Consider the following 14246-nt stretch of genomic DNA (forward strand, 5'->3'; position numbering starts at 1 on the left):
GTCGCACCAGCACGACTCCGGCACAGCGACCGGAGCCTGACCAGGAGGAGACAATGCGCGATGACACGTATCACGCCGTAACCCCGCTCGCCCCGCGCGAGGCTTGCTGGCTGACGCCGTCCATTCAGAAGTCCCATGAACGCTCGGAAGTATTTGGTTTGAGCGAGTCCATGCGCCCGGACTACGACGTGCTGCCCGCAGCCGAACTGGCATTGAAGCTCGAGCAGAACCGCATTCTCTGCGCGCACGCCACGCCGGTTATGGAAACCCTGCATGAGCAGATTGTGAACACCCAAAGCATGATCGTGCTGACGGATGCCGAAGGGCTGATCCTTCATTCCATCGGCGACGACGACTTCCTGCAGCGCGCCGAGAAGGTTGCCCTCAGACCCGGCGCGAACTGGGCGGAAAGCCGACAAGGCACCAATGCGATCGGCACGGCGCTCGCGGAACGCACTGCTACCGTCGTGCACGGCCAGCAGCACTATCTGGCTGCAAACCGTTTTCTGACCTGCTCGAGCGTGCCGATTCTCGATCCGTACGGCGATCTGATCGGCGTACTCGACGTGACCGGCGACCACCGCAGCTATCACCAGCACACCATGGCGCTCGCGAAAATGTCGGTGCAGATGATCGAAAATCATCTGTTCGCCAATACGTTTCGCGACACCTTGCAGATCGCCTTTCACGGCCGTCCGGAGTTTCTGGGCACGTTGATGGAGGGCATCGCCGCATTCACGTGCGACGGCCGCTTCCTGTCCGCGAATCGCAGCGCGCAATTCCAGCTCGGCCTGCCGCTTGCCGGGCTGCGGGCGCATACGCTGTCGTCGCTGTTCGGGCTCACGAGCGCGCAGCTGCTCGACCGTCTAAGCATGCAGCGCGACCGTCACCTGTCGCTGAACCTGAGCAACGGCGCGGTGGTTTGCGCACACGTCCAGTTGCGCCGCGGCACGGTGGCCGACGAGCCCGCCCGGCCACGCGTGCAGAGTCCGCCGCCCGCAACGCAGCGCAGCGAAAGAGCCGCGGCGGCCGCGAATCCGCTGTCGAAACTAAGCTCGCTCGACACAGGCGACCCGCAGATCGCGGCGGTCATCACCAAGGTACGCAAGGTGATCGGCAAGAACATTCCAATCCTCATCACCGGCGAGACGGGCACTGGCAAGGAACTGCTCGCGCAAGCCATTCACAACGATTCGCCGCGACATGCCGGGCCGTTTGTCGCGGTGAACTGCGCGTCGATACCGGAAACGCTGATCGAATCGGAACTGTTCGGCTATGAGGAAGGCGCCTTCACCGGCGCGCGGCGCAAGGGCGCTGTCGGCAAACTGCTGCAGGCCAACGGCGGCACGCTTTTTCTCGACGAAATCGGCGACATGCCCTATCCGTTGCAAGTGCGGCTCCTGCGGGTGCTGCAGGAGCGCCTGGTGAATCCGCTCGGCTCCGCGAAGTCGATTCCGGTGGATGTCGCGATCATTTGCGCGACCCATCGCGATCTGCGCGAAATGATTGCGCAGGCCCGCTTTCGCGAGGACCTGTACTACCGGCTCAATGGCCTTGTCGTCAAACTGCCGCCGCTGCGCGAGCGTACCGATTTGGCCGCAGTAATCCGAAAGATGCTGGATAACGCATCGGCCGAGAATGCCGGCGGCCAGCCACTCACCATTGCGGACGACGTCATGACGCTGTTCGAGCAATGCGCGTGGCCGGGCAATTTTCGCCAGTTGGGCAACCTGCTGCGCACCGCGGCCGTCATGGTGGACCAAGATGGCGAGATCCGCCGCGAGCATTTGCCGGACGACTTCTTCGACGACCTGCGCGCCGTCTGTCCGACATCTGCGCAAAAAGCGGGCGTATTGCCGCTGCCCACGGGGCGGCTGCACGACGTCGCCGCAAGCGTGATTGCCAACGCGCTCGCGCAGCATGGCGGCAACGTGTCGGCTGCGGCACGCACGCTTGGCATCTCGCGCAATACGATCTACCGCAAGCTGCCGGCGCACGGCGCAAATCACAGCGAAGACGCAGCGTAACCGCCCGGTGCCGTGCCGGCATTGCTCCATCGTGCAACACTGGTGCTCCACAATTGAACAGCGCGCGGCCATCAGCACCGCGCGTTGCGCGCTCCACGTTCGCGCACGGCGCGCGTTCACCCGCGTTCACCCGCAAGCGAGCCTTGGTTGGCGATACAACGCATGACTTGAGCTTTTAACCGGCTCAATGGAGACGTCAACACGTTCGGCATGGACCTTGCGTTTGGATACGAGACCGCTTCAACGATGCGGTTATTCAATCGAACGTCCTATCCAAGGAGACAGCCATGCAGTGGACCACCCCCGCCTACACCGACCTGCGTTTCGGTTTTGAAGTCACGATGTATATCGCCACACGCTGAAGCAAGTATGAATTCCGCGCGCGTCGTTCGACGCGACGCGCGCGGCACGATCCGAGTCGTCCCTCATCGCAACGTGAATCTTCTTAGCATGCAGGCGCGGCCTGCCACCACGACTACAACGCGTGCCTCGCATGAACGCTCCGGATACTGAACGCTGCGCCGGTCCGCGGCCACATTTGCGTCCGCTCTTTTGCGTGCGATGGGAAGTGGACGAAGACGGCTACGTACTGCTCTCGCCGAACGGAAAGATCCGCCTGAATCCAAGCGCGGGCGAAATACTGAGCCGTTGCGACGGCACACGCGAACTCGACGACATCATCGGCGAACTCGAAGACTTGTTCAACGCGTCGAATCTCGCCACTGACATCTACCGCTTCATCGAGCATGCGCGGCAGCGCGGCTGGCTGGAGTGAATTGAACCGCGGGCAAGGTAGCGCGGGGCCATTCGGCTTTTCGGATTGCATTGGCCGCGCACGTGTTCAAGCGCCCGGCGATTCTGCTGAACGACAGAGAATCGCCGGGCGCTTTGCTGAGCGGGCCGCGCCGCCCGCCACTTTTTTGGACGCCTACAGCTATTGCGCAGCGCCTGCGTTGAGCGAAGTACCCGCGGTCAGCGGTCGTGACGACGCCCTCGCGCCCTCGTCCGTCAGCTTGCTCTTGCCGGCGCTGTAGCCGTTCGAATACAACAGGAACGCCATGATGTCCGCGTAATCCTGCGGCTTCATCTTGCCCGGACGATCCGCCGGCATGTTGTTCGCCATGTACCCGTACACACCGCCGATGGTCAGCTTCGAATGGCCCGCAGGTGCGAACGACGGACCACGCAACGCCGGCGCATTCAGTCCTTGCAGTTCAGGACCATGGCACTTCGCACAGGCGCTGGAATACAAGGTCTTGCCATGTGCGACCTGCCCGCGGTCGAAACCGGGCACGTCCGCGGATGCCACCGCGTCCACCTTGATGATATGTGGTCGGTCCATCTCGCGCCCTCCGGTTCGCATGACGGACGACATCACGCCGGCACCGCGAGGACCATCGAGATAGGCAAACACTGCTGCGTCCGGCGCGCTCGCCTGCGCTGCGCGAGGCAGCGTCCAGCCGCGCGTCAACGCGGCTAGCCTGCCGTCGGATTCCATCTTGCGCAGCGCGGCGTCGATACGCGGCTGCAACGCCGCACCGTTTTTGCCGAACGCAAATACGAGTTGCCAGTCGGCATATGGCGACGCGGTCTGCGCAATCCTGAAGTGGCGCTCAGGGTGCGTGTTCGTATACGCGACGACCGCCGGATACCAGACGATCGCGCGTTGCGCATGGCCGTTCGCGACGGCGTCGACGGTCAGTTCAGCGGTGTTCTCCAGATCGAGCTTCACGTTGGGCTGCTGCACGGCGATGAGTTGCGCCGGACTCGCATAAGTGGCAGCAACAGTCTCGGCGCCGTCCTTCTGCGCCACCGCTTCGGGCATCGTCACGCTCACATAGCCTGAGTGCAAATACGCACGCGAAAACCTCAGTTTGCTATCCGAGCCGTCGGCGACGGTCGAACGTGGAAAGCCCGCAATCACATCGCATTTGCGCGCGAGCGCCTTGTCGAGCTCCTTGAGCGACACGCCGTCGTCGTCGCTGCTCGCAAAGCCGCCGGGCGCGAGCGTGAGGGCTATGCCCGCGGTGCGAAAGGCTTCGCGCGCAACGGCCTCGTCGAGTACCGTCGACGGACTGCCCGGAAACGTGCAGGCGCGCACGCCCGCGCTGGCGTGGCCGGAGATCAGCGCGCCGCTCGCGAGCAACGCGCCGGCGAGCGCATAGGAATTGAGTCGAGTCTTCATGATCTTGCTTTCCGGAAAAGGCGGGGCTGCCGCGACCCGCCTGCTCGCGTGCAGCGGCGTGGAGCGGGCCGGTACGGCGGTAGTGGACATCAGCCGTTGTTGAGTGCGAACACGTAGAGCGTGCCGCCGCGTGGGATCTTCTCGGCCGCTTTCGCCATCGGGCCGCCCCAGATGGGATTCGCACCGCCGTAGCCGGCGAGGATCGCCACATACTGCTTGCCGTCCACCTCGAACACCGAAGGTTGCGCGACAATGCCGCTCGCGAGCTTCGGACTCTTCCAGAGCACCTTGCCGGTTGCCGAATCGAATGCATAAAGGTGGCCGTCGAGCGAGCCGCTGAACGCAAGGCCGCCTGCGGTCGTCGCCACGCCGCCGTTCCAGGGCAGCTTGCTCCAGTAGCTCCAGAGCTTCTTGCCGGTGCTGACGTCGATAGCCTGCAGTTCGCCGTAGCCCTTGCTGCCCGGCTCAGGCTTGATCTCGAAGCCTTCGCCGAGGTACGGCAGCCCTTCCATGTAGGTCACCGACTTGCCGGACAGCGACATGCACGCATGCAGCGTAGGAACGATTGCAATGTGCTTGTCCGGATCGTACGAGACCGACCACCAGTTCTTACCGCCGAGGAAGCTCGGACACGTTTCGATTGTGGTGCCCGTCTTCGGGTATTTCGAGCGGTCCTGAATCGGTACGCCGTCCGCTGTGTAACCCGTTACCGAGGTCGCCTTGACGAACGGCTTCGCGTAGATCAGCTTGCCCGTGCCGCGGTCGATCGCATGGAAGTAGCCGTTGCGGTCCGCGTGGATGATGGCGTCGTATTCCTTGTCCTGATACTTGATGTTGGCGAGCACCGGCGTGTTGACGCCGTCGTAGTCCCACGTATCGTTTCTGGTGTACTGGTAATGCCATTTGAGGTCGCCGGTTTTCGGATCGAGCGCGAGCAGCGAATCCGAATACAGGTTGTCGCCCGGCCTGAGATCCGCGAGCCAGGGTCCGGGATTGCCGACACCCCAGTACAGCGTTTTCGATGCCGCGTCATATGTGCCTGTCAGCCATGCAGGTGCACCGCCGTGCTCCTGCATCCCGTCGGGCCACGTGTTGCCGCCCTTCTCGTTGGCCGCCGGAACGGTGAAGCGCTTCCACAGCACGTTGCCGTTGTCGGGATTCAATGCCGCGATAAAGCCGCGTGCGCCATATTCGCCGCCCGCGCTGCCTACCACCAGCGCGCCGTCGAGTGCGAGCGGCGCGAGCGAGAACGCGTAGCCGAGGCCGGGCTCGAACATCGACTTGCGCCACGCGAGCGCACCTGTTTGCGCATCGAGCGACACCACTTCGCCGTTGAGCATCGCGACGTAGACGTTCTTGCCGTAGAGCGCGACGCCGCGATTGATGACGTCGCAGCAGGCGGTCTTGAACGACTCGGCACCGAGCTTCGGTTCGAACTTCCACAGTTGCTTGCCGGTTGCCGCGTCGAAGGCATACACGTTGTCCTTCGGCGTGGTCACGAAGAGGTAACGACCATTGACGATTGGCGTTGCTTCGAAACCCTGCTGCAGATCGGCGGGAAACTTGTAGCTCCAGACCTGTTTGAGCTGCTTCACATTCGACGCATCGATCTGCTTGAGCGGCGAATGGGCCTGGCCGTTGTAGGTGCGGTAGTAGGTGAGCCAGCCTGGATCGCTTTGCGCGGCGGTGAGCCGCTCGTACGTGACGGCCGGGTAGTCGTCGGCTACGGCGGCTGTTGCGCATGACAGACTGACGGCTACGGCGACGCTTACCGCAAGCGCCCTCGGCCGCATCGCTGCAATTGAACGTGTTTTCATCCTTTTGTCTCCTTGTCGACCGGAGTTCGAGCGAAGCTCGTTACTCCGGTCCCATGCAACTTGTTGCGGTCGACCGGAGTTCGAGCAGAAGCCCATTACTCCGGTCCCATGCAACCTTGAGTTCGAGCGCGCTACTCCGGTCCCACACCACCTGGTTGCTGTTGAGTTATCGACGCGAAGCCGGGCGGCTACGCCATCGTCTGGGGAACGCAGTCTGGCTGCGAGCGGTTCAAGGCAAGTCGCATGCCATTGCGGCAGCGCTCGCGCGCAACACGCGCCAGGCCGGACACTGGAGAACAGTCGGGATGAGTCAGCACGCGGGCCGGCGTGCTGAGCGTTGTTGCACGTTGACGCAACCGGTCGCGGATGTGTTGCTAAAAAAGACAGCGCGGCGCGGATCGCAGCAGGCACAGTCGCCCCAAGCCGACGCGCCGCGCCCGACGCCTCAAATGATCGACGCGCCCAACGCAAACGCCTTTTGCAGAAAATTGGCCGTCTTCGCAGGCGCCGCTTCCATGCGTGAGGCCAGCGACAAGCGGATCGAAATCGCGTTGCCGAGCACGTCGGTATACGCAACGCCTTCCACGCGTATCTGACACACGGAAGCCGGCACCAGCGACACCCCGAACTCCGCCGCGACCAGGTTCACCACGGACGAGAGCTGCGGCGCCTGTTGCCCGGCGATCGGCTCGAAGCCCGCCTCCCTGCACGCGCCCACGATCACATCGTGCAGCGTGGGGCTCGCTTCTCGCGGCAGCATCACGAACGGGTCTTCGGCCAACGCGGAGAGGGGGATTCTGCGTTTCTTCGCGAGACGATGCGTGGCCGGTAAAACGACGCGCATCGGCTCGATTGCAATGTGATGGAATTGCACGCCCGCAGGCGACTGGCTGCCGAGGCGCACGAACGCAACATCCACGCGGCCGTCGCCCAGATAGGCGAGCAGTTGCGCCGTGTTGCCCTCCGCGAGCGTGAGCGTGACATTCGGATAGTCCTGCCGATAAGCGCGAATCAGCTTCGAGACAACCGGGTTGAACGCAGCGGACCCGGTGAAGCCGATGTTGAACTGCCCGATCTCACCGCGCCCCGCGCTCTGCGCTTTTTCGACCGCAAGGCGCGTGTCGTAAAGAATGCGCTGCGCGTCGACGGCGAATGCCTCGCCCGCCTCCGTCAACACGACGCCGTGGCCCGTGCGGCGAAACAGCCGCACGCCGATTTCGGATTCGAGCGCGTGAATCTGCTGGCTGAGCGGCGGCTGGCCAATGCCGAGTCTTTCGGCCGCACGCGTGACGTTGCGCTCCTCGGCGACCGCAAGAAAGTAGCGGATATGACGCAGTTCCATGCGGTATCTGTAAAACCTATTTCAGTAAGACGAGATAGATATTGGACAGTATATCAGCGCTGCGACAAAATATCGCCATCGCGCAGTCCGCGTCCTATAAGTCTTCCCCGCAATACAGAGCTTTCATCTTCATGACGATGAGGGCGGGACGAGCCGCGCCGGCCGGGGCGCGCGGCACTGCGCCGTTGTGTTCATTCAATGAGGTGAAGGGGTCTACTGTGGCTGATACATTAAAAAAACCGAGGCCGGAATTCCGGAACATCGGTATCGGGCAGATATTGACGGCGTATCGCCTGCCTCTGGCGGGTCGCGTGTCGATCCTGCATCGCGTGAGCGGCGGCCTGCTGTTCGTCGCGTTGCCGTTCCTGCTGTACCTCTTCGACCAGAGCCTGACCTCCGAGCTGAGCTTCGAGGGCTTCAAGGCGTTTTTCTCCAACATCATCGTCAAGCTCATCGTGCTGGTGCTCGGCTGGGCCTACATGTTCCATTTCTGCGCGGGCGTGCGCCATCTGCTGATGGACACCAACCACGAAGCAGTCACCAAAGAGAAAGGCAGGCAGACCTCGATCGTCGTGTTCGTCGTGTCGTCGCTGCTGACCCTCGCCTTCGCGCTCAAACTCTTCGGAGCATTCTAAAAACATGGCAGCCCCTAACCGAATCGGCTCGAAGCGCCTTGTCGTCGGCGCGCACTACGGTCTGCGCGACTGGCTCGCGCAACGCCTCACCGCCTGCGTGATGGCCATCTACACGGTGATCCTGCTCGCGTGGTTCTTCGTCGCGCGCGATTTCTCCTACGAAGGCTGGGCCTCGATCTTCGCCACCCAGTGGATGAAGCTCGCCACCTTCGTCACGCTGCTCTCACTCTTCTATCACGCGTGGGTCGGCATCCGCGACATCTGGATGGACTATGTGAAGCCCGTTGGCACGCGTCTGCTGCTGCAGGCGCTGACGATCGTCTGGCTGCTCGCGTGCGCGGGCTACGCTGCGCAGATTCTCTGGAGAGTGTAAAAGCATGGCTGCAATCAAGAATAGCCTGCCGCGTCGCAGGTTCGACGTGGTGATCGTCGGCGCGGGCGGCTCGGGTATGCGCGCGTCGCTGCAACTGGCGCGCGCCGGTCTGTCGGTGTGCGTGCTGTCCAAGGTGTTCCCCACGCGCTCGCACACGGTGGCCGCGCAAGGCGGCATCGGCGCCTCGCTTGGCAACATGAGCGAGGACAACTGGCACTACCACTTCTACGACACGATCAAGGGCTCGGACTGGCTCGGCGACCAGGACGCGATCGAGTTCATGTGCCGTGAAGCGCCGAACGCCGTCTACGAACTCGAACACTTCGGCATGCCGTTTGACCGCAACGCGGACGGCACCATCTACCAGCGCCCGTTCGGCGGCCACACCGCGAACTACGGCGAGAAGCCCGTGCAGCGCGCCTGCGCCGCGGCCGACCGTACCGGCCACGCGCTGCTGCACACGCTGTACCAGCAGAACGTCGCGGCGAAAACGCAGTTCTTCGTCGAATGGATGGCGCTCGACCTGATCCGCGACGCCGAAGGCGACGTGCTCGGCGTGACCGCGCTCGAAATGGAAACGGGCGACGTCTACATCCTCGAAGGCAAGACCACGCTGTTTGCCACGGGCGGTGCGGGCCGCATCTTCGCGGCGTCGACCAACGCGTTCATCAACACCGGCGACGGCCTGGGCATGGCCGCACGGTCGGGCATCGCGCTGCAGGACATGGAGTTCTGGCAGTTTCACCCGACCGGCGTGGCCGGCGCGGGCGTGCTGATCACCGAAGGCGTGCGCGGCGAAGGCGGCATTCTGCGCAATTCGAACGGCGAGCGCTTCATGGAGCGCTACGCGCCCACGCTGAAGGATCTGGCGCCGCGCGACTTCGTCTCGCGCTCGATGGACCAGGAAATCAAGGAAGGCCGCGGCGTCGGTCCGAACAAGGACCACGTGCTGCTGGACCTGTCGCACATCGGCGCCGAGACGATTATGAAGCGTCTGCCGTCGATCCGCGAGATCGCGCTGAAGTTCGCCAACGTCGACTGCATCAAGGAGCCGATTCCGGTGGTGCCGACCATCCACTACCAGATGGGCGGCATTCCGACGAACATCAACGGCCAGGTGGTGGGCACGCCCAGGGGCCACGAGGAAGTGGTCAACGGCTTCTACGCGGTGGGCGAATGCTCGTGCGTGTCGGTGCACGGCGCGAACCGCCTGGGCACGAACTCGCTGCTGGACCTGGTGGTGTTCGGCCGTGCGGCGGGCAATCACATCGTGAAGCACGTGAAGGAGCTCAAGGAGCACAAGCCGCTGCCGGCCGATGCGGCGGACTTCGCGCTCTCGCGGCTGGCGAAGCTGGAGAGCTCGTCCTCGGGCGAGTACGCGCAGTCGGTGGCCAACGACATCCGCGGCACGATGCAGAAACACGCGGGCGTGTTCCGCACCTCGGCGCTGCTGGCCGAGGGCGTCGAGGCGATCCGCGAAGTGGCGGCGCGGGTCGACAACATCCATCTGAAGGACAAGTCGAAGGTGTTCAACACGGCACGCGTCGAGGCGCTGGAAGTGGCGAACCTGATCGAGGTGGCCCGCGCGACGATGGTGTCGGCCGAGGCGCGCAAGGAAAGCCGCGGCGCGCACGCGCAGAACGACTTCGAGCATCGCGACGACGAGAACTGGCTGCGCCATACGCTGTGGTTCAGCGAGGGCGACCGCCTCGACTACAAGCCGGTGCACATGCAGCCGCTGACGGTCGAATCGGTGCCGCCCAAGGCGCGGACCTTCTAAGCCACAGAGCAAAGGAATTCTGAAATGGCCAAGCGTACATTTGAAATCTACCGCTACGATCCGGACAAGGACGCAGCGCCCCGCATGCAGACGTACGAGATCGAGATCGACTCGCACGAGCGCATGCTGCTCGACGCGCTGGTGAAGCTCAAGGCGCTGGACGAGACGCTGTCGTTCCGCCGCTCGTGCCGCGAAGGCGTGTGCGGCTCGGACGCAATGAACATCAACGGCAAGAACGGGCTGGCGTGCCTGACGAACCTGAACGAGCTGCCGCAGAAGATCGTGCTGCGTCCGCTGCCGGGGCTGCCGGTGGTGCGCGACCTGATCTGCGACTTCACGCAGTTCTTCAACCAGTACCACTCGATCAAGCCGTACCTGATCAACGACACGCCGCCGCCGGAGAAGGAGCGTCTGCAGTCGCCGGAAGAGCGCGACGAGCTCGACGGGCTGTACGAGTGCATTCTGTGCGCGAGCTGCTCGACGTCGTGCCCGAGCTTCTGGTGGAATCCGGACAAGTTCGTGGGCCCGGCGGGTCTGCTGCAGGCGTACCGCTTCATTGCCGACAGCCGCGACCAGGCCACGGGCGAACGGCTCGACAACCTGGAAGACCCGTACCGGCTGTTCCGCTGCCACACCATCATGAACTGCGTCGACGTCTGCCCGAAGGGATTGAACCCGACCAAGGCAATCGGCAAGATCAAGGAATTGATGGTTCGGCGTACTGTTTGACACGCAGCACCGTTGCTTCAGCTGGGGTCTCGCTCTGAGGCTCCAGCATCTTCTCTTCTGCATGACGTCCCCCAAGCGCGGAACACATCTGCGTTCTGATTCTCCTTCGCATTACCGTGACCGGCGTCCGCGATTTTTTGATTCGCTTAATTAGTCGCCGCGCGTCGGGATATGTCACGACATGATCCAATCGGAATAGGCGCGTCCGCTGCCGCGTGACGTTGCCGGCAGGTCGAGCCGCTGCGCATTCTCTGTTACAAAAAATTCCCTCCGAGGCATTTGGTAAGACCTAAATTGCATGGGCATTCACTCGGCCGGTGGTGACCGGCAGCAGAAGGAAGTCGTAGCCGATGCGCTGGCGGTCTCCAGCGCTCGCGGCCTGCAATGGTCGAAGCGGTAGTAAGTCTGGCGAACAGAACATGCTGAACAAGAAGCGCCGCTGCTGTCGTTGCCACACCTGCAAGCAGGCGCAATCTCCCCAAGTCGCTTAGCAACCGCCAGCGTGCTATCGGTCTGCCCGTCACAGGCCGCTTATGGAGGAGGAGTCTTCTATGTCCTGCAACAAGCCTGGTGTACTTCTGTTCGGCATACCGTTCGCCCTTGCATTGACGGCCAGCACGACGGGCTGGGCCGCGCCGGTTCTGGCGTCGGGTCCGAGTCCGTTTGCCAGTTGCAACATCGGCGGACCCGGCACCAACTACGTGAATGCCGAGGTCGAGCCGTGGCTCGCCGTGAATCCGGCCAACCCTTCGAACCTGATTGCCGTATGGCAGCAGGACCGCTGGTCGAACGGCGGCGCTCACGGTCTGGTGGCGGCCGCTTCGTTCGACGGCGGCCAAACGTGGAAAGAAACTCCGCAGCCGTTCACGATGTGCGCGAACGGCCTGCCGTACGAACGGGCGTCCGACCCGTGGGTGTCGATCGGACCGGACGGCACCGCCTACTCCGTGTCGATCTCGTTCAATCAATCGAACAACAACAATGCCGTCGGCGCGGCGGTGTCGAAGGACGGAGGTCAAACGTGGGGCAACCTGCGCGTGCTCATCGCGGATAACGAACCGTCGTTGCAGTTCTTCAACGACAAGGAGTCGGTGACCGCGAATCCGGTTCGCGCAGGTGTCGCGTATGCGGTCTGGGACCGGCTCGAACTGCCCAACGGCAACCCGTATGCGAACCTGCACACGGCGGCGTTCCGCGGCCCCTCCATGTTCTCGAAGACCACGGACGGCGGCCTGACCTGGAGCACGCCGTCGGTCATCGTGAACGTGCCTTCGCGGCAGCAGACCATCGGCAATCAGATCGTGGTCAACTCGCAAAACGGGACGCTGTATAACTTCTTCGACCTGATCAGCCCACCGTTCTCGAAAGCGGCGGGCAAGGTTGCATTCATCAAGTCGACGGATGACGGCCTTACATGGACCAACCCGCGCATCATCTCCGGTCTGCAAACGGTGTCGGTCACCGACCCTAACACCGGCGAACCGGTGCGCACGGGGGATATCATTCCCGAGCCCGCAATCGACCCGGCAACGGGTCAGCTGTACGTCGTCTGGCAGGATTCGCGTTTTAACGGAGGCCAGTACGATGAGATCGCGCTGTCTACATCCACGGACGGCGGCCAGACCTGGAGCGCACCGGTGCGCGTCAATACGCCCTCTGGAAAGCCGGCGTTCAACCCGAGCGTTCGCGTCAATTCAGCGGGAACGGTGGCCGTCACTTACTACGATTTCCGCACGCTCCAGGCAGGCGATACGTCGACGCTGCCAACCGACTATTGGCAGACCACGTCGACGGATGGCGGCAAGAGTTTTGGCGCAGAACTGCATGTGGCCGGCCCGTTCGACATGAAGACGGCGCCGAACGCGGAGGGCTTTTTCGTTGGTGACTACCAGGGGCTGGACGCGCGGGGAACGGCTTTCGTGCCGCTGTTCGTGCAGACCAACTCGGGTAACACGGCCAACCGCACGGACGTGTTCGCGGCGCCGTAGTGAGTGAAGCCAGCGCTCGCGCTTCGGCCTGAACGCCATGGCATGTCCGGGCGTTCAGGCAAGGCATGCCAGCGGCGCTTACAGATAGCTGCAGACGTAGTCGAGCGTTTCGATCACCTCGATGTCGAAGCGGCTCTTGCCGGGCACCGAGAACGACTCGCCCGCGCGGTAGGTTTTCCACTCGTCGCTGCCTTTCAGGCGGATGCGGCACTGGCCCGCCTGCACTTCCATGAGTTCGGGCGCGTCGGTGCCGAAATTGAGCGTGCCCGGCAGGATCACGCCCAGCGTCTTGCGGCTGCCGTCTGCGAACAGGACGGTGTGCGAGACACACTTGCCGTCGAAGTAGACGTTCGCGCGTTTGATAACGGAGACCTGATCGAATTGCGTTGCAGCCGTCATGGCGGTGTTCCTATGAGTCGTCGTGAAGGGATGCGTGGGCGCCGCGTCGCGGCGGCTCCGCTGTGAGCGATCTGCGCCGACCGTTTATGGGAGCGAGGCGGTCGGGCGCGAACCCGCCATCATACAGGCGCGCAAGGCCGTGGCACGCCAGCGGCGCGGCGCCGGCGCTCAATCGGCCGGAAGCCACCGCCCAGAACGGGGACACGTGCTCACCGCTTCGCCGTTCAGCAGAACCTGCTCAGTACCCGCTTGCAAGCTCTGTGACGTAGCCACGTCGAATTCGATGTTGAGCGCACGAGCCACATGGGCGCTTTCGATGCGCAGTTCCCACGTCAGGAAGATCTGCACGCACTCGGAATTCAACGTGAAGTCCTCCGCGTCGAAAACGCTGCTGCCGCGCCGGACTACACCGTGGGGCTGGCCGGTGTCGAAGATCACAGCCGTGCCGCGTCGCAACGGAATGCGCTCGCCCGTGGACGCGAAATGCAGGTCGAAGCCCTGGTCTTCGGTAAGAAAGAGATTGCAGAAGGCGGCGCCGCCATACTGCCCGGCGTCGTGGTGATACCGCGCGCCTCGGCAGGCCATCAAGGCCACGTCGCTCGTGACGAGCACTTCCGGCAGTCCGAGCGAGCGAGTCCAGTCCGACATTGCCTGCACGCAGCGGGTGTAATCCGGCCAACGCACGCGGGTTCGCGCAAAAGGCATCGCCTCCACGTCGCCCGCTTCCAGGTCCATTCGTGACGACGTTTCCCTGTCCCAGTCCAACAGCACGCGCTGCGGTGGCATGGGTATGTCGACGACGCCCGACAGCACGACCTCGCTCACGCGCCGGCTGCGGATGGCCTCGCCGCTCGAGTAACACGAGATGAGCATGTCTGGTGCGCGCAAAGGTTCAGAACTGTTTGGAGGACGAATGATCCGCTATTGTAGTCGGTGTGAGCGCCGCGCGGAGTGGGGCTTGGGGCTTGGGG

Annotated in this window: 13 protein-coding genes; 8 read left to right on the forward strand and 5 right to left on the reverse strand. The window is 63.3% G+C overall.

The window, feature by feature from the left end:
• The first annotated feature begins 53 nt into the window (after positions 1-53).
• From JNB89_RS28055 to pqqD, 3 genes are all read left to right on the forward strand, one after another.
• On the forward strand, positions 54-2027 hold the full coding sequence (locus tag JNB89_RS28055; protein WP_220364365.1) for a sigma-54-dependent Fis family transcriptional regulator: 1974 nt from the start codon (positions 54-56) through the stop codon (positions 2025-2027).
• Positions 2028-2314: 287 nt separating this feature from the next.
• Positions 2315-2389, forward strand: coding sequence for a pyrroloquinoline quinone precursor peptide PqqA (gene pqqA / locus JNB89_RS28060; RefSeq protein ID WP_013341955.1), 75 nt, complete (start codon positions 2315-2317; stop codon positions 2387-2389).
• A 131-nt stretch (positions 2390-2520) separates the two neighbouring features.
• Positions 2521-2802 carry a pyrroloquinoline quinone biosynthesis peptide chaperone PqqD gene (gene pqqD, locus JNB89_RS28065; RefSeq protein WP_013341956.1) on the forward strand — a complete coding sequence of 94 codons (282 nt, stop codon included), beginning with the start codon at positions 2521-2523 and terminating at the stop codon, positions 2800-2802.
• Positions 2803-2961: 159 nt separating this feature from the next.
• On the opposite strand, the gene JNB89_RS28070 is transcribed toward pqqD, so the two are convergent.
• The 3 genes from JNB89_RS28070 to JNB89_RS28080 all read right to left on the reverse strand — a co-directional run bounded on the left by JNB89_RS28070 (position 2962) and on the right by JNB89_RS28080 (position 7371).
• Positions 2962-4212, reverse strand: a complete 1251-nt coding sequence (locus tag JNB89_RS28070; protein WP_220364366.1) for a c-type cytochrome — start codon at positions 4210-4212, stop codon at positions 2962-2964.
• A gap of 89 nt (positions 4213-4301) precedes the next feature.
• Positions 4302-6029, reverse strand: a complete 1728-nt coding sequence (locus JNB89_RS28075; RefSeq protein WP_220364367.1) for a methanol/ethanol family PQQ-dependent dehydrogenase — start codon at positions 6027-6029, stop codon at positions 4302-4304.
• A 445-nt stretch (positions 6030-6474) separates the two neighbouring features.
• Complete coding sequence (locus JNB89_RS28080) at positions 6475-7371, reverse strand: LysR family transcriptional regulator (protein WP_220364368.1); 897 nt, start codon at positions 7369-7371, stop codon at positions 6475-6477.
• A gap of 218 nt (positions 7372-7589) precedes the next feature.
• Between JNB89_RS28080 and sdhC the strand changes: the two genes are divergently transcribed.
• From sdhC to JNB89_RS28105, 5 genes are all read left to right on the forward strand, one after another.
• Positions 7590-8006, forward strand: a complete 417-nt coding sequence (gene sdhC / locus JNB89_RS28085) for a succinate dehydrogenase, cytochrome b556 subunit (RefSeq protein ID WP_041729290.1) — start codon at positions 7590-7592, stop codon at positions 8004-8006.
• Positions 8007-8010: 4 nt separating this feature from the next.
• Positions 8011-8379, forward strand: coding sequence for a succinate dehydrogenase, hydrophobic membrane anchor protein (gene sdhD, locus JNB89_RS28090; protein WP_220364369.1), 369 nt, complete (start codon positions 8011-8013; stop codon positions 8377-8379).
• Positions 8380-8383: 4 nt separating this feature from the next.
• Complete coding sequence (sdhA, locus tag JNB89_RS28095) at positions 8384-10159, forward strand: succinate dehydrogenase flavoprotein subunit (RefSeq protein ID WP_218741273.1); 1776 nt, start codon at positions 8384-8386, stop codon at positions 10157-10159.
• 24 nt (positions 10160-10183) lie between these two features.
• Positions 10184-10888, forward strand: coding sequence for a succinate dehydrogenase iron-sulfur subunit (locus JNB89_RS28100; RefSeq protein WP_013341963.1), 705 nt, complete (start codon positions 10184-10186; stop codon positions 10886-10888).
• 551 nt (positions 10889-11439) lie between these two features.
• Positions 11440-12876 (forward strand): sialidase family protein, encoded by a 1437-nt coding sequence (locus JNB89_RS28105; RefSeq protein ID WP_220364370.1) that lies wholly within the window; start codon positions 11440-11442, stop codon positions 12874-12876.
• A gap of 78 nt (positions 12877-12954) precedes the next feature.
• Here the strand turns inward: JNB89_RS28105 and JNB89_RS28110 are convergent, their stop codons facing one another.
• Positions 12955-13275 carry a pyrimidine/purine nucleoside phosphorylase gene (locus tag JNB89_RS28110; RefSeq protein WP_220364371.1) on the reverse strand — a complete coding sequence of 107 codons (321 nt, stop codon included), beginning with the start codon at positions 13273-13275 and terminating at the stop codon, positions 12955-12957.
• A gap of 168 nt (positions 13276-13443) precedes the next feature.
• Entirely contained in the window at positions 13444-14148 is a 705-nt protein-coding gene (locus JNB89_RS28115) for a hypothetical protein (RefSeq protein ID WP_220364372.1), read from the reverse strand.
• Between the last annotated feature and the right edge of the window lie 98 nt (positions 14149-14246).

Origin of the sequence: Paraburkholderia phenoliruptrix, from assembly GCF_019511605.1 — a bacterium.
GTDB classification, from domain to species: Bacteria; Pseudomonadota; Gammaproteobacteria; order Burkholderiales; family Burkholderiaceae; genus Paraburkholderia; species Paraburkholderia phenoliruptrix_A.